Raw genomic sequence first — 24,220 nt, forward strand, 5'->3', positions numbered from 1 at the left:
TACGTTACCCCCTTACTTGAGCCAATATACCCTCTGCTCCCTGTGCAATTAACTTATTGGCCACTGCAAGACCAAGCTTCTCGGGATCTGTTCCCGTTAATGTTTCTTTCAAAATAATCTCTCCTTCCGGAGATCCAACCATGCCTGTTAATTGTATTAGTTTGGAATCCGTTTGGAAATGATTTGATGCATCTTGTACCCATATAGCATGTGCCCCAATAGGAACCTGACATCCGCCATTTAATGCACTAAGAAATCTACGTTCTGCTGCTACAGTCATCGAAGTTAGTTCGTCATTATATAAAGAAAGAAGTCTACGAAGGTCTTCATCATCTGTTCGGCATTCAATACCTAGTGCGCCTTGTCCGACAGCAGGAAGACATATATCAATTGAAATATAGGATGTAATACGATCTTCCCAGCCCATCCGATAAAGACCAGCTGCTGCTAGTAATATTGCTTGGAATTCACCTTCTTCAAGCTTACGTAGTCGAGAATCAATATTACCGCGAATCGATTCTAATTGTAAATCTGGTCTGTAAGCCTTCAATTGGCTTGAACGCCGTAAGCTACTCGTACCCACCTTGGCACCTTGTGGTAGTTGATCCAGATCGAATCCTTCCTTAGAGATTAGAACATCCCTAGCATCTACTCGAGTGGGTACAGCTGCGTTCAAAAGACCTTCAGGTAACTCAGAAGGCATATCCTTCATGCTATGAACTGCCATATCAATTTCACGATCAAGCATCGCCTGCTCAATTTCCTTAACAAACAATCCTTTTCCGCCAACTTTGGAAAGAGTTACATCAAGAATTCGATCCCCTTTTGTAATAATCTTTTTAACTTCAAATTGAAAATCAAATCCGTGTTCTTGGCTCAGATTCTCTAAAGCCTGAATCACTTGTCCTGTTTGGGTTAAAGCTAACGCACTTTGTCTACTTCCTACGATAACCTTACGCATTTGTTTCTCCTCCTTATTATTCATAATCCACATATCTATCTGAGCGTCACTCCACTCCTTATAGGTACCTTGTTGAATATCCTTAAGAATTGGACTCCGTGCTAATCTGCTCAACAATCTACCGCGTTGTTCAGGAGATGTTATCCTTGTTTTGATCTCAGTACGCATTCGATACAAAAATTCGAGATAAACCTCGTACTCCTCGCCGTACTGTTCAGCCAAATGATCACAAATGCTACTTGCTATAGCTGGTCCAGCACCTAAAGTCGATACAGCTATTGTAAGTCGGCCACGCTTCATTACCGCAGGGTTAATAAATGTACCTTCATTGGCATCACTAGCTACATTAACGAGAATCCCTTTTCCCTTCGCTTCCATCGCTATGGTCTCATTTACTGATTCTAGATCGGTTGCCGCATGAACAATCCAATACCCATAAGTATCACCATCATTAAAATCTCTTTGTTTCCATTGTAAATGACCCTCTTTAAAATACTCAAATAATTCTTGCGTGAGCTCCGGACTAATCACAGTTACCTTAGCTTGTGCTTCAAGTAGGTTCTTGATCTTTCTCTCTGCGACCTTTCCACCACCTACAACAAGACAATGGCGATCTTCGCAATCCAATAGTATCGGTATATATCCAGCCACCGTTCAACTCACGCTCCTGTCCACCAATGAAATTTAGACCATGAATTCAGTAGCAGATTGATGATAATAACGACGTAACCAATTAAGGCCCATCTAGATATAATTACACCAGAATTTTGTTTTGATCTTCTTTTAACGAAATACACGATGTAGATACATAATCCTACGACTGTAGTAACTACTTTAGAATCTAAGAACAATTCTAATCGACCTTCAGATAGAATGGAGAGGATTGCTACGATCAATGATACACATAAAAGTGGCATCCCTAGAACAATCGCAAAGTAGGAATATTTATCCATGGACTCAAGACTTGGTAAACGTCTAACTGTGTCATTCCACTTCTTATCTTTTAATTTCTTATGCAAGAAGAGATACATTCCAGCAAATACGGCTGCAACAGTAAATGATACCACACTCAGATTTGCTAAAATAATATGAAAGACTAATAATCCATGCACGCCTTGCCAACCACTCATCGGATCATTGCTAAAATCAAACCATAAGTGATTGAGTACTAGAACACTGAATCCAATTACACTTAAGAGTAAAACAGCAAATTCAGACTTTTTAAATAAGCACATCAACAATGATGCAATTACAAGAATAAATGAAAACATAAATAAGAAATCATAAAGAGTAAAAATGGGAATAATCCGTTCTTTCCAAATCCGAATCCCAATAAAAATCAACTGAAAAATAAATACAAAAACAAGAAACCCTGTGCCCATCCACTTCGCTCTCAAATTGCGACGAATGCAATCAGAGAAAAAGAACAGAAGGCTCAGGGCATAGATATAAATGCCTGCATCATAAATTCTACTTAATAATTCCATCCTTAGCCACCCACCTTTACAGGCTGGCCGGCATCAATGATACCTTAGAATGGGATGACTTGGTCTCATCAGATGGATTATTGCTTGTACTAATTAATGTACGTTTAGATTCAACCATTAATTCATCATCCCCTTTCTCACTTAACTGTGACTCTAGAGCAAATAATTGAGTGAATAATTCTAGAGCTTCATCACCATTTTTCTCACCAGTAAGTTCTTTTATTCGATTGATTGGATCATGTAACATTTGATTCACAATACTCTTAGTCAATCGACGGATCACCTTTCGTTGATGATCATCCAATTCTGGTAGCTTATTAAAAAGACTTTCCATGGTTTCTTCATGAATTATATTGGATTTCTCTTGTAATGCACGTATAACAGGTCTAACACCCAATGTCTTTAACCATTGATTGAACACTATAATCTCTTCTTCAATCATAATCTCAATCTTGGATGCCTCCGTACGCCGCATTTCTATGTTATTCTCTACAATTCCCTCCAGATCATCAATATCGTATAAGAATACATTATGGATATTTCCGATAACAGGATCTATATCTCTTGGCACAGCTATATCGATAATAAACATGGGGCGTGATTGGCGACGTTTCATACTTTCCTTCACCTGATCAGCCGTCAGAACATATTTATCTGCGCCTGTTGAGCTAATTAGAATATCAACTTCATCTAAACGTGCAATGGCAGCATCCAATGTACACGGTGTACCATTGAATTTCTTTGCCAGTTCTTCCGCACGGGCCAATGTACGATTCGCAACAATCACTTCAGCTGCTCCATTTGCATATAAGTGCTTTACAGTTAACTCACTCATTTTGCCAGCACCAAGAATCAATACCTTTTTATCAGTAAACAGCCCAAAAATACGTTTTCCTAGTTCAACCGCTGCATAACTAATGGAAACAGCACTTTCTCCAATATTCGTTTCCGTATGAACTCTTTTACCTAAGGTAACTGCTTGTTTAAACAACATATTAAACCACGTACCTGTTGCATCATTTTTCTGTGCTTGTAAGAAGGCTGTACGTACTTGGCCTAAAATTTGTGTTTCACCTAATACCATAGAGTCTAAACTACATGTTACTCGGAACAAGTGAGAAATGGCCTGTTTGTCTTCATATATATATAAATGTTTAGTAAATTCTTCGCGAGAAATACCGAACCACCGCTCCATGAAACTACGTATAAAATAACCGCACATTTCCATTCGGTCTACAACGACATACATCTCTGTACGGTTACAAGTTGCTACAATGACACCTTCCAAAACAGTTTTAGTACTCTTTAAGCGTTGTAATGCTGCTGGTAAATCCTGATCTGTGAATGTGAATTTTTCTCTCACTTCCACAGGCGCCGTGCGATAGTTCAACCCTACAACGACGATGTGCATGTACTAAATCACCTGCCTCAAATGGTATTAAATATCTGGAAATGGAACATCTATAAATCAATAATATGTTTGTAATTTCAATATGTTAATTATATCACAACATATAAAATGATCATGACGATTTTATGACATGTTTATGAATCTGTGCACCAATAAGTTCTACTGGGAAATAATATCATCCAATTGCTGACCAATTGTAGCTAATTTATCAGCTTGTGTTGAAGTCATTCCACGATCACTATCAACAAGAATAGCATATATAGAGACAATTTCAGCAAATTTCGCACTAAATTCGACTAATATATTTTTTTCTGACATACTTAGTGGTCGATCTCCACCAATCTGCCAACCTGTTATCATATTAACTAATTTCTCGATAGCTGGCAAATAAACAATTTGATCTTCCCCAAAAACTTTAACCATCCGCTCATGTCCGAAACTCGCGGAATAAGCAGCTAGCTTCAACCGATCTAACTCATTTGTATTATTTATTTGAACAGATTCCATTAATGATGAATTCAGTATTTCCATTTCAAAGTTGACAACCTCAAAAAGCATTAGAGATGCATCTTTTTTCTTCTCATCAGGTTGAAACAATTGATAACTCTCAAATAATAGGATTCCAATTAATAATAAAAATAAGCACTTGAATAAAAAGTCTTTATTCTTTCTTCGACGCAAGGAACGTCCACCTCCAAAAAATACATCTAATTCGATTTAAAAATAAGCTACCAATCTATCCTATGCGACTTAGGCAAAAAAAAGGAACCCTTTCGTTAGACGAAATAGGTTCCTTTATCATAAATCTTAATCTTCAGTATGTTCTTCAGTAATTTCCTCAGTGTCCTCAGTTACAATTAGTCCATGATCTTCAAGATCATCTTCTGAAGCTCTTATATTCGCCTTAATGATACCCCATAACTCATCTTTACCTAAACCTGTATCTGATGAGAACAACACCATTGGATGATCAATACGCAGACCTAATGATTGCTTCATTTGTTTAATTTGTTTAGCCCAACGACTACGAGGAAGCTTATCTGCTTTCGTTGCTACAACACAGATAGGGAGGTCATAATGTGAAACCCAATCGTACATAATCATATCATCTTTGGATGGTGGATGCCGCAGATCAACTACAAGGAGCAATAACTTCAATGTTTCTCTTTCCAATAAATATCGCTCAATCATCTTACCCCATGCCTGTCTTTGTGTCTTCGACACTTTAGCGAATCCATAACCTGGGAAATCGACTAGGTATAATTCATCATTAATCCCATAATAATTTAATTGCTGTGTTTTACCTGGGGTTGAACTTGTTCTTGCTAGATTTTTGCGATTAATCATTTTATTAATTAATGATGACTTCCCCACATTCGAACGGCCTGCCAGAGCAATCTCTGGCCAGCCGTCGACCGGGTATTGATCAGGGCCAACAGCACTAATCACGAACTCGGATTTCGTTACCTTCATAATAATAATCCCTCTCTAATGCACTCCCTTATATTCCACAAGCGCATGTTGCAGAACCTGATCCATATGCGACACAGGTATAAATTCCACTTCATTCTTTATGCTGTCCGGAATTTCACTTAAATCCCGTTCATTATCTTTGGGGAGTAAAATTTTCTTATAGCCAGCACGATGTGCAGCTAGTGATTTCTCTTTCAGGCCTCCAATTGGTAAAATTCGTCCACGGAGTGTAATTTCGCCAGTCATAGCAACATCTTTAGAGACAAACCTCTTACTCAAAGCGGAAATCAGTGCAGTAGCAATCGTAATTCCTGCAGAAGGTCCGTCTTTAGGAATAGCTCCTTCAGGAATATGGATATGAATATCATTCTTCTCATGGAAGTTAGAATCGATGCCTAGCACTTCAGCTTGGGAACGAGTATAACTAAAAGCTGCCTGAGCAGACTCCTTCATTACATCACCCAATTGTCCTGTTAAGATTAGTTTACCTGAACCAGGCACGACTGTCACTTCAATCATTAATGTTTCTCCACCGACCTCGGTCCAAGCAAGCCCTGTTACGGTACCAATTTGATCTTCAAGATCCGCTATACCATGTCGGAATTTAGCACTTCCGAGATCATCTTTTATCTCATCAGATGTCATGTTGATACATGCATGATGTTCAGAAACAATTTTCTTTGCAGCCTTTCGGCATAACGTAGCAATCTGTTGCTCTAGATTCCGAACACCTGATTCACGTGTATATTCACGTATCACTTTCAACAAAGCGTCCTCATTAATCTGAAGTTGATCTGGTTCTAATCCATGGTCACGTTTTTGTTTAGGCAACAAATACCGGTTAGCAATCTGAAGTTTCTCTAATTCTGTGTAGCCAGGAATATGGAGAATTTCCATACGATCCAGTAACGGTCTCGGTATATTGTGAATTGCGTTCGCAGTCGTAATAAACATAACTTGAGAAAGGTCAAAAGGAATCTCTATAAAGTGGTCACTAAATGTATTATTCTGCTCTGGATCAAGCACTTCAAGCAAAGCGGATGAAGGATCTCCTCTGAAATCAGAAGCCATTTTATCAATCTCATCTAAAAGGAATACCGGGTTCATCGAGTTAGCGGATTTAATTCCCTGAATGATACGACCTGGCATCGCCCCTACATACGTACGACGATGTCCCCGTATCTCAGCTTCATCCCGTACACCTCCAAGTGAAATACGCACGAATTTCCGATCCAAAGATCTAGCAATGGATCGTGCAAGTGATGTTTTACCAACACCTGGCGGACCAACAAGGCATAGAATAGGTCCCTTCATTTGCTTCACAAGTTTCTGTACTGCCAAGTATTCCAGAACACGTTCCTTCGGTTTTTCGAGACCATAATGATCTTCGTTTAAAATCTCTTCCGCTCTCTGGATATCTAATTCATGCTCAGTCATATTATTCCAGGGCAAACCAAGTAACCAATCCACATAATTACGAATGACACCACCTTCTGCTGAACTAGTAGGCATTCGCTCAAGACGATCGATTTCTTTATCAACTTTTTCCTTCACTATCTCAGGAAGTTCTTTATCATTTAACTGCTCACGAAGCTCATCCACTTCGGTTGCACGACTTTCTTTCTCACCTAATTCCTTCTGTATTGCCTTCATTTGTTCACGAAGATAATATTCCTTTTGTGTTTTCTCCATTTGTTTCTTAACACGTTGACTAATCTTACGTTCTAATTCAAGTACTTCACGTTCGTTATTAAGAATATCTAATAACTTCTCTAGCCGTTGCCGAACATCAACCGTCTCGAGTATTTCTTGTTTTTCTTTAATTTTTAATGATAAGTGACTTGTTATTACATCCGATAATCGGCCTGGTTCTTCTATATCTGAAACAGCTGCCAATGTCTCTGGAGTCACTTTCTTAGATAGATTGATATAATGCTCGAACTGACTTAGAACTGTCCGCATCAAAGCATCTACTTCAGGATCATCACTCTCTAATTCTGGAAGCTCACGTGCAACCACTTCGTAATACTCTTCATTATCTGTATATTGAAGAACTTCTGCTCGTACTACTCCTTCAATAAGAACACGAATAGTCCCGTTTGGAAGTTTCAACATTTGTCTCACTTTTGCTACTGTACCAACTCGAAATATATCCTCTTCTGTTGGCTCCTCTATGTTCACCTCAGATTGAGAACAAAGGAGAATTAAATTATCTTCTATCATTGCTTTCTCTAATGCCTTAACTGATTTCTCACGACCCACATCTAGGTGAAGCACCATACTTGGGTATACAAGAAGACCTCTCAATGGCAATAAAGGAAAGCGACGACCTTTGGGTTTACTTCCTCCCATTGTTTTCGCACCTCCAGTTGCACTCTTTATATATCTTCATTATTTTAACAAATAAATAATGGAAACACCAATATTACACGGTTCTTAGAAACTCCCAGAATCCGTTACTTTACCTGGAGTTATCGATTTTGCCTGCAAAACAGAAGACGATGTCCCTGAATAAATACCCGCAATATTTGGCAGCAGCGCTTCTTCTAAATGATTCACCAATTCTTTTCCAAATACATTCTGAAATACTTCTTGAATGGTCTCTACAGGGATAACTTGTAAGCCATTGAGGTTTGCAAACAACGTTTGCCAATTATCCTTTGGTATAATAACCGTTGTAGCACCGGCTTGAAAGGCAGCCTCAACTTTTGCAATAACGCCGCCAATGGGTTTTACTTTACCATGAATACTAAGCTCTCCTGTCATTGCAATTCTATGATCAATCGGTATGTTCTTCACTGCTGATACAATTGCAGTTGCCATAGCAATACCGGCCGAAGGACCATCTATCGGTGTACCACCAGGAAAATTAATATGCAAATCGTAATCACAGGCTGAAAGTCCCATTAAACGAAGAACTGTAAGAACATTTTCAACCGAGCCTTTCGCCATACTTTTCCGACGAATCGTCCGTGTTCCGCCGCCAATCTCTTCCTCCTCAACTACACCTGTTATATTTATTTTCCCTTGACCCTTAACACTTGTAGAAGCTGATACTTCAATCTCAAGCAATGTACCAATGTTCGTTCCATATACCGCGAGTCCATTGACTATTCCAACCTGAGGATGGGTTGGTATTTTACGATCAGGTCTTGGCTGAAGTTGGCTACTATTCGCTACCCATTCCACATCAGTTGCTTCTAATGTATCGCGTTTCTCAGTTAATGCTAAGCCAACACCTAGTTGAATAATATTTACGGCCTCTCTTCCGTTAGTAGCATACTGCTTCACCACTTCTACAGCTTCAGGGCATGGTTGCAACCCTAATTTCTGAATTGCATCTTCAGCGATCTTACCAATCTCCTCTGGAAGCAGTGGTCTGAAAAATATCTCCATACACCGCGAACGGAGGGCTGGTGGAATCTCGTGTGGAGATCGAGTCGTAGCACCAACAAGGCGAAAATCTGCAGGTAAACCATTTTGAAAAATATCATGAATATACGCTGGTGTGTTAGTATCCTCAGAGTTATAATATGCACTCTCTAGGAGAACCTTGCGATCTTCTAGAACCTTTAGTAATTTATTTAATTGTATCGAATGTAACTCGCCAATTTCATCTATAAACAGAATTCCACCATGCGCTTTAGTCACAGCACCAGGCTTAGGTTGGGGGATCCCAGCAACACCCATCGACCCTGCGCCTTGATATATTGGATCGTGAACGGAACCTATAAGTGGATCTGCAATCCCTCTCTCATCAAAACGTGCTGTTGTTGCATCAATCTCTGTAAATTTAGCATCATTCTTAAACGGAGATGCAGGATTTTTCTTAGCCTCTTGCAATACTACCCTTGCAGCAGCAGTCTTACCAACACCTGGAGGGCCATAGACAATGACATGCTGTGGATTGTCACTACATAATGCCGCCTTCAAGGCGCGCAAACCATCTTTTTGACCTACGATATCATGTATCGTCTGTGGACGTGTTTTCTCCGAAAGGGGCTTGGTCAATGAAATAGAACGCAGTTTCCGTAACTTATCTAATTCTTTTCTTGACTCTCTATCAACAGCTGTACGATTTGTTTTCTGACCACGGAGTAGATTCCAGAAATATATCCCGATTACAACTCCAAAGAATAATTGAATCAACATAAATATCATACTTAAATTCATGCTTACCCTCCCATTTCTATAACTAGCAATAAACTGTTACTTGGTAGTATAGCCTTTTCCACATGCAATAAACGCGATATTTACGATTTTTAAACAGAATCATGTACTAAATCAAGTGAAACTTATACTTTCTTATATTTCAAAATAAAAAAGCTACTAGCCTTATTTATGGCTTGTAGCTTTTTCATTTAAAAATACTTAAGATTGATGTTGATGTTGATGTTCACGACCAGGAATTTCTCCTGTAGCTTCGAATACTTCCACGATATGATCAATTTCTTTCTTCAATTCGCTAACTAGTTCAGCCTCTGGAACCTTACGAATCATCTCACCATAACGGAAAAGCATCCCTTCTCCACGTGCACCTGCAATCCCAATGTCCGCTTCTCGAGCTTCTCCTGGCCCATTTACAGCACATCCAAGAACAGAAACTTTAATTGGAACTTTCAATTTTGAAATATACTCTTCCACTTCATTCGCAATAGAGAACAAATCAATATCAAGTCTTCCACAGGTTGGGCAAGAGATCAATGTTGGTGCATTTGAAATAAGTCCAAATGATTTCAAGATCTCACGTGCTACCTTCACTTCCTCAACAGGATCTGCACTCAGCGAAATCCGTAACGTGTTCCCAATCCCCATAGAGAGTAATGCACCAATACCAGCCGAGCTCTTAATTGTACCTGAGAACAACGTTCCAGCTTCTGTAATACCTAAATGCAGAGGATAGGGGATCACTTCAGCTGCTTTACGATAAGCTTCAATAGCCATAGGTACATCTGATGCTTTAAGAGAAACAATAATGTCGTGGAAATCCAATTCTTCCAATATCCCAATATGATAAAGTGCACTTTCTACCATAGCTTCCGGTGTTGGATAGCCATATTTCTCAAGTAAATGATTCTCAAGTGAACCGGCATTTACTCCAATACGAATAGGAATGCCGCGCTCTTTACATGCTTTAACGACTTCTTCCACCTTGGATCGTCGACCGATATTCCCTGGATTAATCCGCACTTTATCAATACCATTCTCAATCGCAGCTAACGCTAATTTATAATTAAAATGAATATCTGCAACAAGCGGTATATGAATTTGTTTCTTTATTTCTTTAATCGCAGCAGCTGCTTCTTCATTATTAACAGTAACGCGCACCATTTGACAGCCAGCTTCTTCTAAGCGCAATATTTCAGCTACTGTTGCTTCCACATCAGCAGTCTTTGTTGTACACATACTTTGGATAATAACCTCGTTATTACCACCAATAGTCAAGTCTCCAACTTTAACAGGTCTAGTATCTTTTCTTGAGAACATAGTCAACCTCCTCTTTAACGCTAAAACTCCACCCCTAACCTTGACGTCAATTTATGCACGTACAAGGTAGAAGTGGAACTTCAGCAATCAAATCACATCAGCCTAGTGGTGAATGTAACAATTTAGGCGCTTTCTTCCTGTTTCTTACGATCTTCGTCATTATCAAGATTCTTAATGTTCAATTCCGGTATCATTCGATCCTGTACCACTTGTTCTGTGATGACACAGTGTTCAATATCTTCACGAGATGGAACCTCGAACATCATATCCAACATAATGCCTTCTATAATAGCTCTCAATCCACGAGCACCTGTATTGCGTTTAATTGCTTCTTTAGCAATAGCTATCAATGCTGCTGGTTCAAACTCAAGGTTCACATTATCCATTTCAAGTAGCTTCTGATACTGTCTAGTCAAAGCATTCTTAGGCTCAGACAGAATACGAACTAATGTATTCTCATCTAAAGGTTCCAAACTTGAAATGACAGGTAAACGGCCTACAAATTCAGGAATTAGTCCGAATTTCAAAAGATCTTCTGGAAGAACCATGGATAGATATTCGCCTGGCTTCAAATCTTTCTGAGCTTCTCCTCCTGCATTAAAACCAATAACCTTTTTACCGATACGACGTTTGATTAATTGTTCTAATCCGTCAAAAGCACCACCACAGATAAATAATACATTTGTCGTATCAATTTGGATGAATTCTTGATGAGGATGTTTACGTCCACCTTGTGGCGGTACAGATGCAACGGTTCCTTCAAGAATTTTCAATAACGCCTGTTGTACACCTTCACCTGATACGTCACGAGTGATCGATGGGTTCTCCGATTTACGAGCCACTTTATCAATCTCATCGATATAGATGATACCACGTTCTGCCTTCTCCACATCATAATCTGCTGCTTGGATAAGCTTCAGTAGAATATTCTCAACATCCTCACCCACGTACCCAGCTTCTGTTAATGAAGTCGCATCCGCAATCGCAAAAGGAACATTAAGTATTTTAGCCATCGTCTGAGCAAGTAATGTTTTACCTGAACCTGTAGGACCTAATAATAGAATATTACTCTTAGAAAGTTCTACATCATCAATTTTACTTTGTGTATTAATTCGTTTGTAATGGTTATATACCGCTACTGACAATGACTTTTTAGCTTGATCCTGACCAATCACATATTGATCAAGGATTGCACATATATCTTTAGGCTTCGGAATATCTTTTAAATCGACTTCTTCCGCATGACCAAGTTCTTCCTCTACAATTTCAGTACATAATTCAATACACTCGTCACATATATAAACGCCAGGACCTGCAACCAATTTACGAACTTGTTCTTGCGTTTTACCACAGAAAGAACATTTCAGTTGGCCTTTCTCATCATTAAACTTAAACATATTACCACCCCTTAAGATTTGTTCGGTGATGTAAGAACTCGATCAATAAGACCATAAGCAGCCGCTTCTTCGGCGCTCATGAAGAAATCACGATCCATATCGATCTGGATTTTTTCAAGGGATTGACCTGTACGTTCCACATATATTTGGTTGAGCTTTTCTTTTGTCTTCATGATCCAATCTGCATGAATCCTAATATCTGATGCCTGACCTTGGATACCACCCAAAGGCTGATGAATCATCACTTCGCTGTTGCTCAGTGCAAATCTCTTACCCTTCGCTCCTGCCGTTAGTAGCAAGGAACCCATACTAGCTGCCATTCCCACACATATCGTGGAGACGTCTGGCTTTATAAATTGCATCGTATCGTATATACCCATTCCCGCTGTAACCGAACCACCCGGTGAATTAATATATAAACTAATGTCCTTCTCAGGGTCTTCAGCAGCAAGGAATAATAGCTGTGCTATTACAAGATTGGCAACATCATCATCAATGGCATTACTTAGAAAAATAATGCGATCCTTAAGTAATCTTGAGTAAATATCGTACGAACGTTCACCACGACTGGTTTGTTCAACAACCATAGGTACCAGACTCATTTAGCCAACCTCTTTTCCATTTTAAGATGTAATTTAATATCTTATCAATATTTTAACATGTTAGAAGCACGATGTCATTTTTTCAACTACAGCAACCGAAATTGATTTTTTATAAAATATGTATTCGTTAGAAAACCCATTCACTATGTGAATTATCCATATTTTGGATTATGTTTAGTAAAAAATAAGGCACGTAAAATAATTACGCGCCTTATCATCTGTATGGCAGCCTAGGCAGCAGCCTTCTTATTTATCATCTTCGGTAACTACTTCTTCAACTTCCACAGGAGCAACTTCCTTACTGTTAGACACTAGGAATTCAACAGTCTTACGTAGAGAAATCTCTTCGCGCAAACTGTTCAATGATCCATTAGCTTCTAAAACACTACGAAGTTCTTCAGGTGTGCGTTTGTATGATACAGATAATGTTTCCAATTCTTTAGTAACATCTTCTTCAGAAACTTCAATCTTTTCATCCTTAGCAACTTGTTCAAGAACTAAGTTGTTACGAACGCGTTTCTCTGCATCACCTTTCATTTGCTCTTGAAGATCATCTGTCGTTTGACCAGAGAAACTCAAGAACATTTCAAGGTTCATACCTTGTCCACGAAGACGATTATCGAAATCACGTACCATATTTTGTACTTCGCTTGAAATCATGGATTGTGGGATATCAATTTCTGCTAATTCAGCAACTTTATCCACTACAAGCCCTTCACGAACACCTTGTGCTTCTTCATTTTTACGAATTTCTAATTGTTTCATAAGATCAACTTTGTACTCACCCAGAGTTTCGAATTCACTTACATCTTTAGCGAATTCATCGTCCAATTCAGGAAGATGTTTACGTTTGATTTCATGAATTTTCACTTTGAAGATTGCTTGTTTACCAGCAAGATCTTCAGCATGGTAAGTATCAGGGAATGTAACTTCAACATCCTTAAGGTCGCCAGTAGCTAAACCTACTACTTGTTCTTCAAAGCCTGGGATAAACGTATTGCTTCCCAACTCCAATGAATGACGTTCAGCTTGTCCACCTTCAAAAGGAACACCATCAACGGATCCGTCGAAGTCAAGAATCGCGATATCACCATTCTCAGCAACACCATCTTCGATAACTGCTAGCTCAGCGTGACGTTCTTGCAAACGAGTTAATTCTTGGTTAAGTTCTTCTTCAGTAACTTCAACTTTTTGTGTAGGAACTTCTACGCCTTTGTATTGGCCCAATGTTACTTCAGGTTTAACAGTAACTTTTGCTTTGAACTTAAATACTTCACCTTTAGCAAATTGATCAATATCAATTTCAGGACGGTCTACAGGGAAAATATCCGTTTCATCCACAGCTTCTGTATATACTTCTGGAAGCAAGATATCAATAGCGTCTTGATACAAGCTTTCGATTCCATAACGTGCTTCAAATACGGAACGTGGTACCTTACCTTTACGGAATCCAGGTACATTGGCTTTCTTAGATACTTTTGTAAAAGCCTTATTTAGTGCCTCGGTTACACGTTCTGCTTCTACTTCTACTTCAAGAACCCCAAGGTTCTTCTCTATTTTTTCCCAGGTTGCTTTCATTTTATGCTTTCCCCTCCAAAAATAATTCACATAGTTTATCTAAAAAATAAGAAAGTATAAGTCTCAATTCATACTTAGACCTTATATTTCCCGCGGAAACAGTTACCTTTCCTATATTAAGAATGGCTTGTAACCACTATTTACACTAATTGATTCACGCACAGAACAACCATTATAGTATAAACAACATTGTATTCTTTTTCAAGAGCAGGTTCAAGTCATTATCTTAAAATAACGATTTTGGTCAATATGCTACACCAGTTGTAACAAATTGCTTCATCACACGGTAGGCTTGCTCGAATCGAAAGCGATAATTCTCTGTAATCCCATATATAGAACGAGTCTCCTCTTCATTACGATCTCCAGTCAGACTCTCAGAAACAACCTGATGGAGCGTACCCGCCCAAATATCCATCACTAAATCATCTTCAGTCAGCATTGATAGATAGACATTCGTACCGTATATCACTCTTATGAATTGTGACCATAGTTCTTGAGCGAAGTAGTAAAGCGTTGGATCCTGAATTTCAGTATATTGAGCAACTCGATCTACAATTTGCTGTATATTTAATGGGAATTCATTATCTTTAATCGGGATACCTTCAATATCTACTTCAATCTCTTCCGTGCCTCTAGTTAGAGTAACGCATCCTTGCATACCTCGTTTATGAAGCGTCTCTAAGACTTGGTACTGAAGTAAAGGATGAATCTTCGTCGTCTGCAGCCAATTCACCAATGATTCATCAATAGAATTACCTTTTAAATGCGAAAGCTGCCCTAATGCTAACAAAGTCTGTTCTGACAAATCTTCCTCCATAACAATTTTCAACAGTTTATTGGCATACTCCGCATCTTCCGCAACTTTACCCTCGACATTCATTCGAGCAAGATCCTCTTCATTTATATCAACTTCGATATCTAAATTTGACTGTTCATTCTCTTCTTCAGAAATATATTGAGGAAAGGCTGTCTCCAACCAATCAAGCAAAGCTCCCCATTCGTCTATATATCTTTCTTCTTGACCTTGACATTGAAGTAGAAAGCGAAGTAAACCCATAGCTTCAGCATAACGTTCACTTTCCAGCATATTCGTTAACTGTATCTGATAATAGTCCAATGTTTTTGGAAAAAGCACAAGATTATCTTTACTAGAGGGAATATTATTAATAATTGCTCCTCCTCTCTTTAAATTTCTCCATTAATTGTAGATTATATCACAGCCCGTTCAAAATCAAAAAAAGGTACTCTTTAAGTGATTTCGTATTACAAATCTACATTATCAAAATTAAAACTTGATATACAATTATAAACGTGATATATTATTTAATGTTGAATTTTCTTGTCTCAGTAGCTCAGCTGGATAGAGCAACGCCCTTCTAAGGCGTCGGTCGGGGGTTCGAATCCCTCCTGGGACATAATTAAAGGCTCTCCTACGGGAGAGCCTTTTGTGTTCCTGAGGGTGAGAACCCCATTTATGTAAAGCTATAAATAAAAGCTGCTTTTCATTTGGAGACAAATGGAAAGTAGCTTTTATAAGAATCAATTTCATAATTTCAATAGATTTGGGTAATTATGAAATTGATTCAGATTAAAATTCAGTTCACCAAATTACCGATATAATCCCACAAAAGGGAAGAAAACGTATACACAAGCAGAAACGGCAAAACCGTCCTTTTCAAGGGCGAAATCCGTATCTGCGGAAATATAAGAATTAGAGTGTCAAGAATCAATTTCATAATTACGCAACCCGATTTAGCTGCATCGGCGATTATGAAATTGATTCAAGTGAAACTTATGCTTTCTTATATTTTTAAAAATTAGTAACTTATTATTATGTCTACATTATTCTAATGTTTTATAAACGATAAGTATTGTACTTCTTTGACGCTCCGTTTTAGTCACTGAACTCTTAATGACGGATCCATAACGAATGGTTATTACTTGCTCTTCTTTCAAGCCTGCTAAAAATTGATTTGCCTTATTCTCAGCATATGAATTATCTGAATCAACAAACTCTTTGACCTGTATCATAGGATACCCTCCTTCATAAAAGTAACTATCCCTAATATACACCAAACTATAATCTAATACAGCATGCTATTTATCAATATCGCCACAATTCATATATTTAATCCCTTGTATTCTTACTCCGATATGACCCGAAGGAACTTTAAATTCATACGATTCGTTTATTCTAGTCATTAATAATTGTAAACCCATCGGTGATAAGAATGAAATCCAATTCTTACTTGGATCTGCTCGATGTGGAAACACAATGGTATACATCTCCTCGAAACCATCATCCGTATATTGCAGAGTTACCTGACTGCCAATAAGCACCATAGAATTAAAAGAATCTTCATTATTTTCAGAAATAATCTTTTCAACTAAATCTGTATATATAATAAGGACTTCATCTACCCTCTTCTTTTCTTTAGCATCTTCTGGAATATATTGCATCAAGAAAAATTTCTTTTCCTCATCAAAAAAAACAAGTTGATTGATCAACTGAGTATTTGAGATTTTAGTAATCAAACTATGGTTCATAAAACATTTCACCTCCTAATTGACAATTCTTCCTGTCCATTTCAATATGCGGTATTTTCATTAGATATCCCTCCATAAAAATATAGACCTCGTCTAGGAGGTCTATATCGTATCTTATCAAATATTCACTATTTTTCCAATTGGAAAAATAAACAGCTTAATCGCTTCTAGTTATACCATTTTGAAATCTCACTTTACTTTGGAACCTATTACATAACACTGTAATATCCTACAATAGCCTATTTAAAGGGAGAGATTGTTTTTGGAGATTACGAAGTTAACTTTTGATTACATTGTTATCGGCACAGGTCCTGGGGGTGCTGTTATAGCCAAGATCCTCTCTGATGATAAGAAAACGTCCGTACTTGTTTTGGAGGCGGGAGAGAATAACGATAAAGATGAACCCATTATGGATTCTACATTTGCTCCTGAACTAGAAGAACGCTTTTTCCCAAATTACTTTTGGCAAGGCGAAGGTGTTCCGCAGAGCGAATTGGATGATCGGGCTTTTGAATGGACGACTGGACGTCTATCAGGAGGGGGGTCTTCCATTAATGGAGAGCAGTATGTACGACCTACATCAGCAGTATTCAAGGAATGGGAGAAGTTACTTGGTCCAATATGGTCACCCCGCAGAGCAATTTCCAGGTTCAAACAGTTAGAAAAGTATAATGGAGAAACTAATAACGCCGGAGTACATGGTTTTCATGGTCGGATTGATATCAGGCAAGCACCATCAACCCCAACATCTATGGCGACAAAATTAACTACCGCAATTGCGCAAGCTACTGGGTTCCCAGAGATTAATGATTATAATGATCCTAAATCCCCCTTGGGTCCCTTTACACGTTGGCAACTGTATCAAAAGCCAAATGGTCGAAGAGAAAGCTCATCAACCGCATTTTTCTCATCCGACATTATGACAAGTGCGGGTCGAGGAGTTCGTGGTCGAAAACTAAGAGTATTGTTTAACTCAACGGCTCTGAAGATCCTTTTTTCCGCTAAACGTGCTATTGGAGTCGAGTTCTTAAAAGAAGGTAAGCGTATCAAAGCTTATGCACGTCAAAAGGTTATTATTTCTTCTGGAATTAATAGCACTCAGCTTCTAATGCTATCCGGAATCGGACCAACAAAGTTATTAAAGTCATCGGGAATACCTGTAATCTTTAGTAATCCGAATGTCGGAATCAACTTAAAGAATCATACTCTTAACTCCGCAATATTTACTACCAACAGGAATGATAATGCTCTACCACATAACGATCCAAATGCCCTTTATACTGGTGGAGCCTTCTTGCCAGATCCAAGTGGTTTAGACCCTACGCGTCGAGCGGTTCAATTAATCGGTATCGGTTCTGATACGCTGTTAACTATAGCAATTCTATTCTTGAGACCCAAGAGTCGTGGAACCATTAAAATTCAAAATAATGACCCTCTGAAAATTGTATTGGCTGACGAAGGATTCCTTGCTAATCCATCAGATATGGATTCAGTTAAAAATATTTATAAAATCTATATTCAGAATATAGCATCTGAACTGGCAAGAATAGATTCTTCATATCAGTTGGTTTCACCAACTCTTGATATTATAAATGATGATCAAAAGCTCGAGGAATTTATTATTCAGAATTTCGAACATAATCACCATCAACAAGGCTCTCTTCGGATGGCCCCGTTAAACAAAGGTGGAGTCGTCGATCGGACGGGGAAGGTACATGGTGTGAATAATTTAATAGTAGCTGATGCTTCCATCATTCCTTATACAGTAGATGGGAATACCTCTGCTGCTGCGTTCCTTATTGGTTATACTATTGCTAAGCAATTACGTAATGGCCAATCACGTCGTCGACCCATCAAAGAATTAGATGAAGAATAATAGGATTCTCACCCCCGGGAACACAAAAAGCTCTCCGAAAGGAGAGCTTTTAATTATGTCCCAGGAGGGATTCGAACCCCCGACCGACGCCTTAGAAGGGCGTTGCTCTATCCAGCTGAGCTACTGAGACATGATATATTATATGCAACATTACGGCGACCTCATTCACAATCTAGATGATTAAACTTCTGTGAATAAGCAAACTTTCTAAACTTTGAAATACACTTATAAATGATATCCCAATTAAAAAGGGTGCGTTATTTATTATAGCGCACCTAAAAAAATAATCAATAGTTAAATTTTTATTTTTATTTTGACAATAAAATAAGTGGAATGATTACAAATTACCACGACGCCAGTTTATTTTATCTTCATTGTGATGAACACGATTCTTAGCTATTACTTCTTCGGCAAATTCTTGATTGTGAACATATTTATTTCCTTTGTTCTTCTTATATTTATCAGCCATCAGTATCACCTCCTATCGTTATTATGGTTTTACTGATGACTGGATATGAGTAATATTATTTGGATAATGCATCTTCTTGACCGTTACATAATATTTGTATTTCATCACGACAATATCCCACTTTTTCTGACTCTTTACTGTTCGTGTTCTCCTATTGTTTTGCATTAGGGACAGACATTTTATGCTGTCCTTCGGCATATATCTGTATGACTGTAAAGATCGTTGGACCTAATGTACCCAGCTTACGATCCATCACTTTGATGAATAGAAAGTTCAATTATCGTTAGTCAACAAAGAAAGGATGAACCGTCATGTGCGGAATAACCGGATTTATTCAATGGAACGGTGATTTGACACAAGATTCACAATTGCTCATGCGAATGACAGATAGTTTAGCTCAACGAGGTCCAGATGCATATGGAACGTGGATTTCAAACCCTTGTGCCTTTGGACATAGGCGTCTTAGTGTCATCGACCCAGAGAATGGTGCTCAGCCAATGATTATACATCGAGATGATGCCGTATACTCCGTTGTATATAATGGAGAGCTATACAATGCGGCTGAGCTTACGAACGAACTCCGCAAGCGAGGTCATCAATTCAAGACTCGTTGTGATACGGAAGTATTATTAGTTTCCTATATGGAATGGGGTCCCGATTGCGTGGATCGTTTCAATGGTATCTTTGCTTTTGTCATTTGGGATAGTATACAACAACAAGTCTTTTTTGCACGCGATCGTCTAGGCGTGAAGCCTCTGTTCTATAGTCATATCGATGAGACTCTTATATTTGGTTCGGAACCCAAAGCACTACTTCAACATCCTAAAATGGAAGCTGTTATTGGACCTGAAGGTTTAGCTGAATTATTTATCATCGGTCCTGCGCGTACCCCAGGCCATGGTGTGTATCGGAATATGCATGAACTTCGTCCCGGGCATGCGATGATATATTCTCGTAATGGACTTCGCTCTTACGCCTATTGGAAGCTTGACAGTCATGCCCATGAAGATGACGAACAAACTACCGCACATAAATTAAAGGAAATCCTGCAGGATACATTAGAACGCCAATTAATTTCAGACGTGCCCGTTTGCGCCCTTTTATCGGGTGGGTTGGATTCCAGTGCATTGTCTGCATTAGCTGTAGATTACTATAGTCGCACAGGGCAAGGACAAGTTCACACATATTCCGTTGATTATGTTGATAATGATAAGAACTTTAAATCTCACTCTTACCAACCAGGCTCTGATGCACCTTGGATCAAACGAATGGTTGATGAACTTGAAACTAACCATCATTATATTGAAATAGACACTCCCGAATTAGTGGGTGCGTTAGAAGCTTCCACAAGGACACGCGATTTACCGGGTATGGCAGATGTGGATTCCTCACTTTATTTGTTCTGTCAGGAGATCAAAAAAGATGCAACTGTAGCCATTTCTGGTGAGGCTGCTGATGAAATATTCGGTGGTTATCCTTGGTTCCATCGTGATGAACTAATAAACTCAGGTACATTCCCATGGGCCGTAGCTCCAGAAATGCGAGCGAATCTATTGTCCCCTGAAATTCGAAATTGGATTTCACCACTGGAATATCTAGGCGATAAATATTCAGAAGCAGTTAATGAAGTGCCTACACTAGCAGGAGAGACTGGTAAACATGCACAGATGCGAATCATGTCATATCTCAATATCACGCGCTTCATGCCTACATTACTGGATCGAAAAGACCGCATGAGTATGGGCGTCGGCCTAGAAGTACGTGTTCCTTATTGTGACCACCGATTAGTTGAATATGTATGGAATATTCCATGGGACATTAAGATGACAGGTAATCGTGAGAAAGGAATACTCCGTAAGTCCCTTGAGGGAGTACTTCCTAATGATGTACTATACCGTAAAAAAAGTCCCTATCCTAAAACACATAATCCAAATTTTCTTTCAGCAGTAAAACAACAAATACTCACCATCTTAGATGATCCGACTTCACCACTGTTACCTCTAATTGATGCCGTTAAAATTAGAGAATTAGCCTCATCATCTGATGCCTCTTCTAACCTACCTTGGTTTGGACAATTAATGTCTGGGCCGCAACTATTCGCTTATTTAGCACAAATCGATTATTGGCTTCGCACTTACCATGTATCGATACGCTAATGTGAAACTTAACCCTTCTTATATTTAATAAAAAGAAGGCTACCCTCGAGGGAGCCTTCTTCTGTTCTTAAATACATCAATATATAATCATCATATGATAAATCTCATTCATGTAATCGAGACATTAACTCGCGCAATGCGATCCCACGGTGACTGATTGATTGTTTCTCCTCAAGCGATAATTCAGCCATGGTCTTATCAAACTGTGAAACATAAAAGAGGGGATCATAACCGAATCCTCCATTACCCGCTACATCTGAAGTTATCCAGCCATCTACAGCACCAGATGTTTCTATATACTCACCTATCGAGGGGTTATACAGCACCAATGAACAGATAAAGCTCGCTGTACTTAATAAAGTTTGGTCCGTGTCCTCACCCTGTTTCAATTGTTCCAGTTGTTGCAACAGCTTTTGATTGTTCTCCTGATCCGTTGCATTCTCACCCGCATAACGAGCAGAATATACTCCAGGTTGTCCATCTAATGCTTCTACACATAAACCTGAATCATCAGCAAGTACTGGTAGGCCTAGCGCATCTCCAACCGTTTTGGCTTTTTTTAGAGCATTTTCTGCAAATGTATGACCATCTTCAATCACTTCTGGAAGTTCTTCATAATCGAACATACTCTTCACTTGTTTACCTATCAATGCAAAGGCATGTTCAAACTCTTTAACTTTACCCTTGTTTTTCGTTGCAACAATCACGATATCTTGGTCTAACTTCATCCTAGACACCTTTTCTTGAGCTACTAGATCCAATTAATTGTGAAATAGGGCCCAAAATGTCTTTTTGACGAGTAATAATTTCTTTGATTCCTTGTTCACCAAGCTGAAGCATTTCGTCTAACTCTTGACGTGAGAATGGGCTCTCTTCACCCGTTCCTTGTAATTCCACAAACTGTCCATTTCCCGTCATGACTAAGTTCATATCTACTTTTGCTTTGGAGTCTTCTTCATAATTCAGATCCAATAGTGTCTGACCACCCACAACACCTACGCTAACAGAAGCTAAGTAATCCGTTATTGGGAATACGGGTAGTTTATGTTGCTCAGATATCTTATTAACAGCTATGCAGAGTGCAACAAATGCACCTGTAATAGATGTTGTCCGCGTTCCTCCGTCGGCCTGAATTACATCACAATCCAATGTGATCGTACGCTCGCCTAGGGCCTGTAAGTTCACTACAGATCGGAGTGCTCTACCGATGAGACGTTGAATTTCCATCGTTCTCCCCGTTAATTTACCGCGATTAGCCTCACGCTGATTTCTTGAATGTGTAGCTCTTGGCAACATGGAATATTCTGCTGTTACCCAACCCTTACCTTGTCCTTTTAGAAATGGCGGAACCTTCTCATCCACCGTTGCAGTACAGAGTACTTTAGTATCACCCATTTCTATGTAGAGTGATCCTTCCGCATATTTATTAACATTTGTAGTTAAATTCATGATTCGAATTTGATCGTTATTTCGTTCATCGTGTCTCAATATTATCTTCCTCCTACATCATTAGCTTCCATTTGTGCAAACCTTATATTATCAAAATACTGGAATAAAAGCATCTTTTGTAGAAGGGGACGATTATATAGGAATTTCATTTATATACTGTGATCTCGATACAGGCTCACCATAATTTTTATTATCGTATCCAATTACATTAGTATCTCCATTCAATTGTATAATAACTTTTTTATCCCCAACATTCTCTGTAACCGTTAATACAATGGCCTGAAGAAACTCAGATGGAACTTTCTCCCCCTTAATGAACATATCATCTTTAAGAGCAACTGTTATCGTTCCGCTACTCTCACTCTTTACAGATTGTAAAGATGTTTCTGTCGTCATCACTTGTGTTAATCCTACTTTTGCTTGTGGACCACGGATAAGCTCATTAATCGCTGAATGAAGTGGGTCCTGACCAGTCTCTACCAACCGCGTGACAGGCACATAATATTGTATTCCTGTTGGCGACGTTGATGAGAAATATACTGTGACCGAGCTGGACCGCGTATAAGTTGCCCCTTCGCCTTTTTCCAGATTAATACCCATACTACGACTAAGTGGTTTATCCAAAGGTGTACGATTAATAGGCATTTCTGTGATCTTCTTACCCTCCACCCAGAATTGAACTTGCTTGATATTATCATGACTAGTTAATGTCCAGGTTACAGCCTCTAGTATTTTTCGTTCATTTGAGGCATCATATGCAGTAAAAGATTCATTAAATTCTACTACAGCAAGTTTCTGTTCCTTATCAACAGATATCATTTTAACTTCTGTACCCTCGGGTAATACTCCTGTGAATCCTTGGGGAAGATATGCAGCGTATGGCCCATTCTTAACCATTGCCTCAAGAGATTGACGAAGGGGTAAATTATCTTTATTATCCATAGGAGGAAGTCCTAAAGATACTGGGGCCAGCAGACCATGTTGTTCTGTCAAAAAAACCAGAGATGTTGGTGATAATTGTTCACTCTTTGCTTGTGGAAGACTATCATTTATTGACTGAAGCATGTCAGCTTCAACCTGTGCAGGTGGTGGATCAATTTCCATCGATTGACTACTGAAACCACTGCACCCAGCCACAATCATAGGTACAACTAATAATCCAGCAGCGGTGATGCTTCGAATTTTAATTTTTCTCAACATAAGTGATTTGCCTCCCTAACCAATTTATACAGTTTGTACTAGTATGTATACGAGCCCTTTTCAAAAAAATAACTACTTTTTATGTAATAGGGCATCGATCGGAAGGGATATTCTATTACAAAGGATG

General features: G+C 38.8%; 20 protein-coding genes, 2 tRNA genes and 1 pseudogene. 3 read left to right on the forward strand and 20 right to left on the reverse strand.

Annotated elements, in window-relative coordinates:
* Positions 1-4 precede the first annotated feature (4 nt).
* From hemC to LPB68_RS06700, 13 genes and pseudogenes are all read right to left on the reverse strand, one after another.
* On the reverse strand, positions 5-961 hold the full coding sequence (gene hemC, locus LPB68_RS23355; RefSeq protein ID WP_068657295.1) for a hydroxymethylbilane synthase: 957 nt from the start codon (positions 959-961) through the stop codon (positions 5-7).
* A 66-nt stretch (positions 962-1,027) separates the two neighbouring features.
* Positions 1,028-1,612, reverse strand: a pseudogene (locus LPB68_RS23360) (precorrin-2 dehydrogenase/sirohydrochlorin ferrochelatase family protein); the annotation flags it as partial.
* Positions 1,613-1,620: 8 nt separating this feature from the next.
* Complete coding sequence (gene ccsA / locus LPB68_RS06650) at positions 1,621-2,448, reverse strand: cytochrome c biogenesis protein CcsA (protein ID WP_068657226.1); 828 nt, start codon at positions 2,446-2,448, stop codon at positions 1,621-1,623.
* A gap of 16 nt (positions 2,449-2,464) precedes the next feature.
* Positions 2,465-3,859, reverse strand: a complete 1,395-nt coding sequence (hemA, locus tag LPB68_RS06655) for a glutamyl-tRNA reductase (protein ID WP_068657224.1) — start codon at positions 3,857-3,859, stop codon at positions 2,465-2,467.
* Positions 3,860-4,018: 159 nt separating this feature from the next.
* A complete protein-coding gene (locus tag LPB68_RS06660) occupies positions 4,019-4,540 on the reverse strand; it encodes a hypothetical protein (protein WP_068657222.1) in 522 nt (173 codons plus the stop codon).
* Between the two features lie 126 nt (positions 4,541-4,666).
* A complete protein-coding gene (gene yihA / locus LPB68_RS06665) occupies positions 4,667-5,332 on the reverse strand; it encodes a ribosome biogenesis GTP-binding protein YihA/YsxC (protein ID WP_068657220.1) in 666 nt (221 codons plus the stop codon).
* A 15-nt stretch (positions 5,333-5,347) separates the two neighbouring features.
* On the reverse strand, positions 5,348-7,684 hold the full coding sequence (gene lon / locus LPB68_RS06670; RefSeq protein ID WP_068657218.1) for an endopeptidase La: 2,337 nt from the start codon (positions 7,682-7,684) through the stop codon (positions 5,348-5,350).
* An 84-nt stretch (positions 7,685-7,768) separates the two neighbouring features.
* Positions 7,769-9,505: an ATP-dependent protease LonB gene (lonB, locus tag LPB68_RS06675; RefSeq protein WP_068657215.1), complete on the reverse strand. Its 1,737-nt coding sequence runs from the start codon at positions 9,503-9,505 to the stop codon at positions 7,769-7,771.
* Positions 9,506-9,703: 198 nt separating this feature from the next.
* A complete protein-coding gene (ispG, locus tag LPB68_RS06680) occupies positions 9,704-10,819 on the reverse strand; it encodes a flavodoxin-dependent (E)-4-hydroxy-3-methylbut-2-enyl-diphosphate synthase (RefSeq protein ID WP_068657214.1) in 1,116 nt (371 codons plus the stop codon).
* Between the two features lie 122 nt (positions 10,820-10,941).
* A complete protein-coding gene (clpX, locus tag LPB68_RS06685; protein WP_068657211.1) occupies positions 10,942-12,216 on the reverse strand; it encodes an ATP-dependent protease ATP-binding subunit ClpX in 1,275 nt (424 codons plus the stop codon).
* Between the two features lie 11 nt (positions 12,217-12,227).
* Positions 12,228-12,818, reverse strand: coding sequence for an ATP-dependent Clp endopeptidase proteolytic subunit ClpP (gene clpP / locus LPB68_RS06690; RefSeq protein WP_068657209.1), 591 nt, complete (start codon positions 12,816-12,818; stop codon positions 12,228-12,230).
* Positions 12,819-13,064: 246 nt separating this feature from the next.
* A complete protein-coding gene (tig, locus tag LPB68_RS06695) occupies positions 13,065-14,396 on the reverse strand; it encodes a trigger factor (protein WP_068657207.1) in 1,332 nt (443 codons plus the stop codon).
* Positions 14,397-14,640: 244 nt separating this feature from the next.
* Positions 14,641-15,531 carry a hypothetical protein gene (locus LPB68_RS06700; protein WP_418303821.1) on the reverse strand — a complete coding sequence of 297 codons (891 nt, stop codon included), beginning with the start codon at positions 15,529-15,531 and terminating at the stop codon, positions 14,641-14,643.
* A 206-nt stretch (positions 15,532-15,737) separates the two neighbouring features.
* Between LPB68_RS06700 and LPB68_RS06705 the strand changes: the two genes are divergently transcribed.
* A tRNA-Arg gene (locus LPB68_RS06705) sits at positions 15,738-15,811 on the forward strand.
* Positions 15,812-16,238: 427 nt separating this feature from the next.
* On the opposite strand, the gene LPB68_RS06710 is transcribed toward LPB68_RS06705, so the two are convergent.
* Both LPB68_RS06710 and LPB68_RS06715 read right to left on the reverse strand, forming a co-directional pair.
* Positions 16,239-16,427: a sporulation protein Cse60 gene (locus LPB68_RS06710; RefSeq protein ID WP_068657203.1), complete on the reverse strand. Its 189-nt coding sequence runs from the start codon at positions 16,425-16,427 to the stop codon at positions 16,239-16,241.
* A gap of 66 nt (positions 16,428-16,493) precedes the next feature.
* A complete protein-coding gene (locus LPB68_RS06715; RefSeq protein ID WP_068657201.1) occupies positions 16,494-16,943 on the reverse strand; it encodes a GreA/GreB family elongation factor in 450 nt (149 codons plus the stop codon).
* A gap of 262 nt (positions 16,944-17,205) precedes the next feature.
* On the opposite strand from LPB68_RS06715, the gene LPB68_RS06720 reads away from it, so the two are divergent.
* Entirely contained in the window at positions 17,206-18,819 is a 1,614-nt protein-coding gene (locus LPB68_RS06720) for a GMC family oxidoreductase (protein ID WP_068657199.1), read from the forward strand.
* A gap of 56 nt (positions 18,820-18,875) precedes the next feature.
* Here LPB68_RS06720 and LPB68_RS06725 read toward each other — a convergent pair.
* A tRNA-Arg gene (locus LPB68_RS06725) sits at positions 18,876-18,949 on the reverse strand.
* A gap of 207 nt (positions 18,950-19,156) precedes the next feature.
* On the reverse strand, positions 19,157-19,288 hold the full coding sequence (locus LPB68_RS23660; RefSeq protein ID WP_257786627.1) for a hypothetical protein: 132 nt from the start codon (positions 19,286-19,288) through the stop codon (positions 19,157-19,159).
* Between the two features lie 311 nt (positions 19,289-19,599).
* On the opposite strand from LPB68_RS23660, the gene asnB reads away from it, so the two are divergent.
* On the forward strand, positions 19,600-21,444 hold the full coding sequence (asnB, locus tag LPB68_RS06730; protein ID WP_068657197.1) for an asparagine synthase (glutamine-hydrolyzing): 1,845 nt from the start codon (positions 19,600-19,602) through the stop codon (positions 21,442-21,444).
* A gap of 104 nt (positions 21,445-21,548) precedes the next feature.
* On the opposite strand, the gene LPB68_RS06735 is transcribed toward asnB, so the two are convergent.
* From LPB68_RS06735 to LPB68_RS06745, 3 genes are all read right to left on the reverse strand, one after another.
* Positions 21,549-22,172 carry an XTP/dITP diphosphatase gene (locus LPB68_RS06735; RefSeq protein ID WP_068657195.1) on the reverse strand — a complete coding sequence of 208 codons (624 nt, stop codon included), beginning with the start codon at positions 22,170-22,172 and terminating at the stop codon, positions 21,549-21,551.
* 1 nt (position 22,173) lies between these two features.
* The gene (gene rph, locus LPB68_RS06740) at positions 22,174-22,932 is read right to left on the reverse strand and encodes a ribonuclease PH (RefSeq protein WP_099458667.1); all 759 of its coding nucleotides are present in this window, start codon (positions 22,930-22,932) and stop codon (positions 22,174-22,176) included.
* 93 nt (positions 22,933-23,025) lie between these two features.
* A complete protein-coding gene (locus LPB68_RS06745) occupies positions 23,026-24,093 on the reverse strand; it encodes a GerMN domain-containing protein (protein WP_068657191.1) in 1,068 nt (355 codons plus the stop codon).
* Positions 24,094-24,220 lie beyond the last annotated feature (127 nt).

This window comes from Paenibacillus crassostreae (assembly GCF_001857945.1).
Lineage (GTDB): Bacteria > Bacillota > Bacilli > Paenibacillales > Paenibacillaceae > Paenibacillus_AQ > Paenibacillus_AQ crassostreae.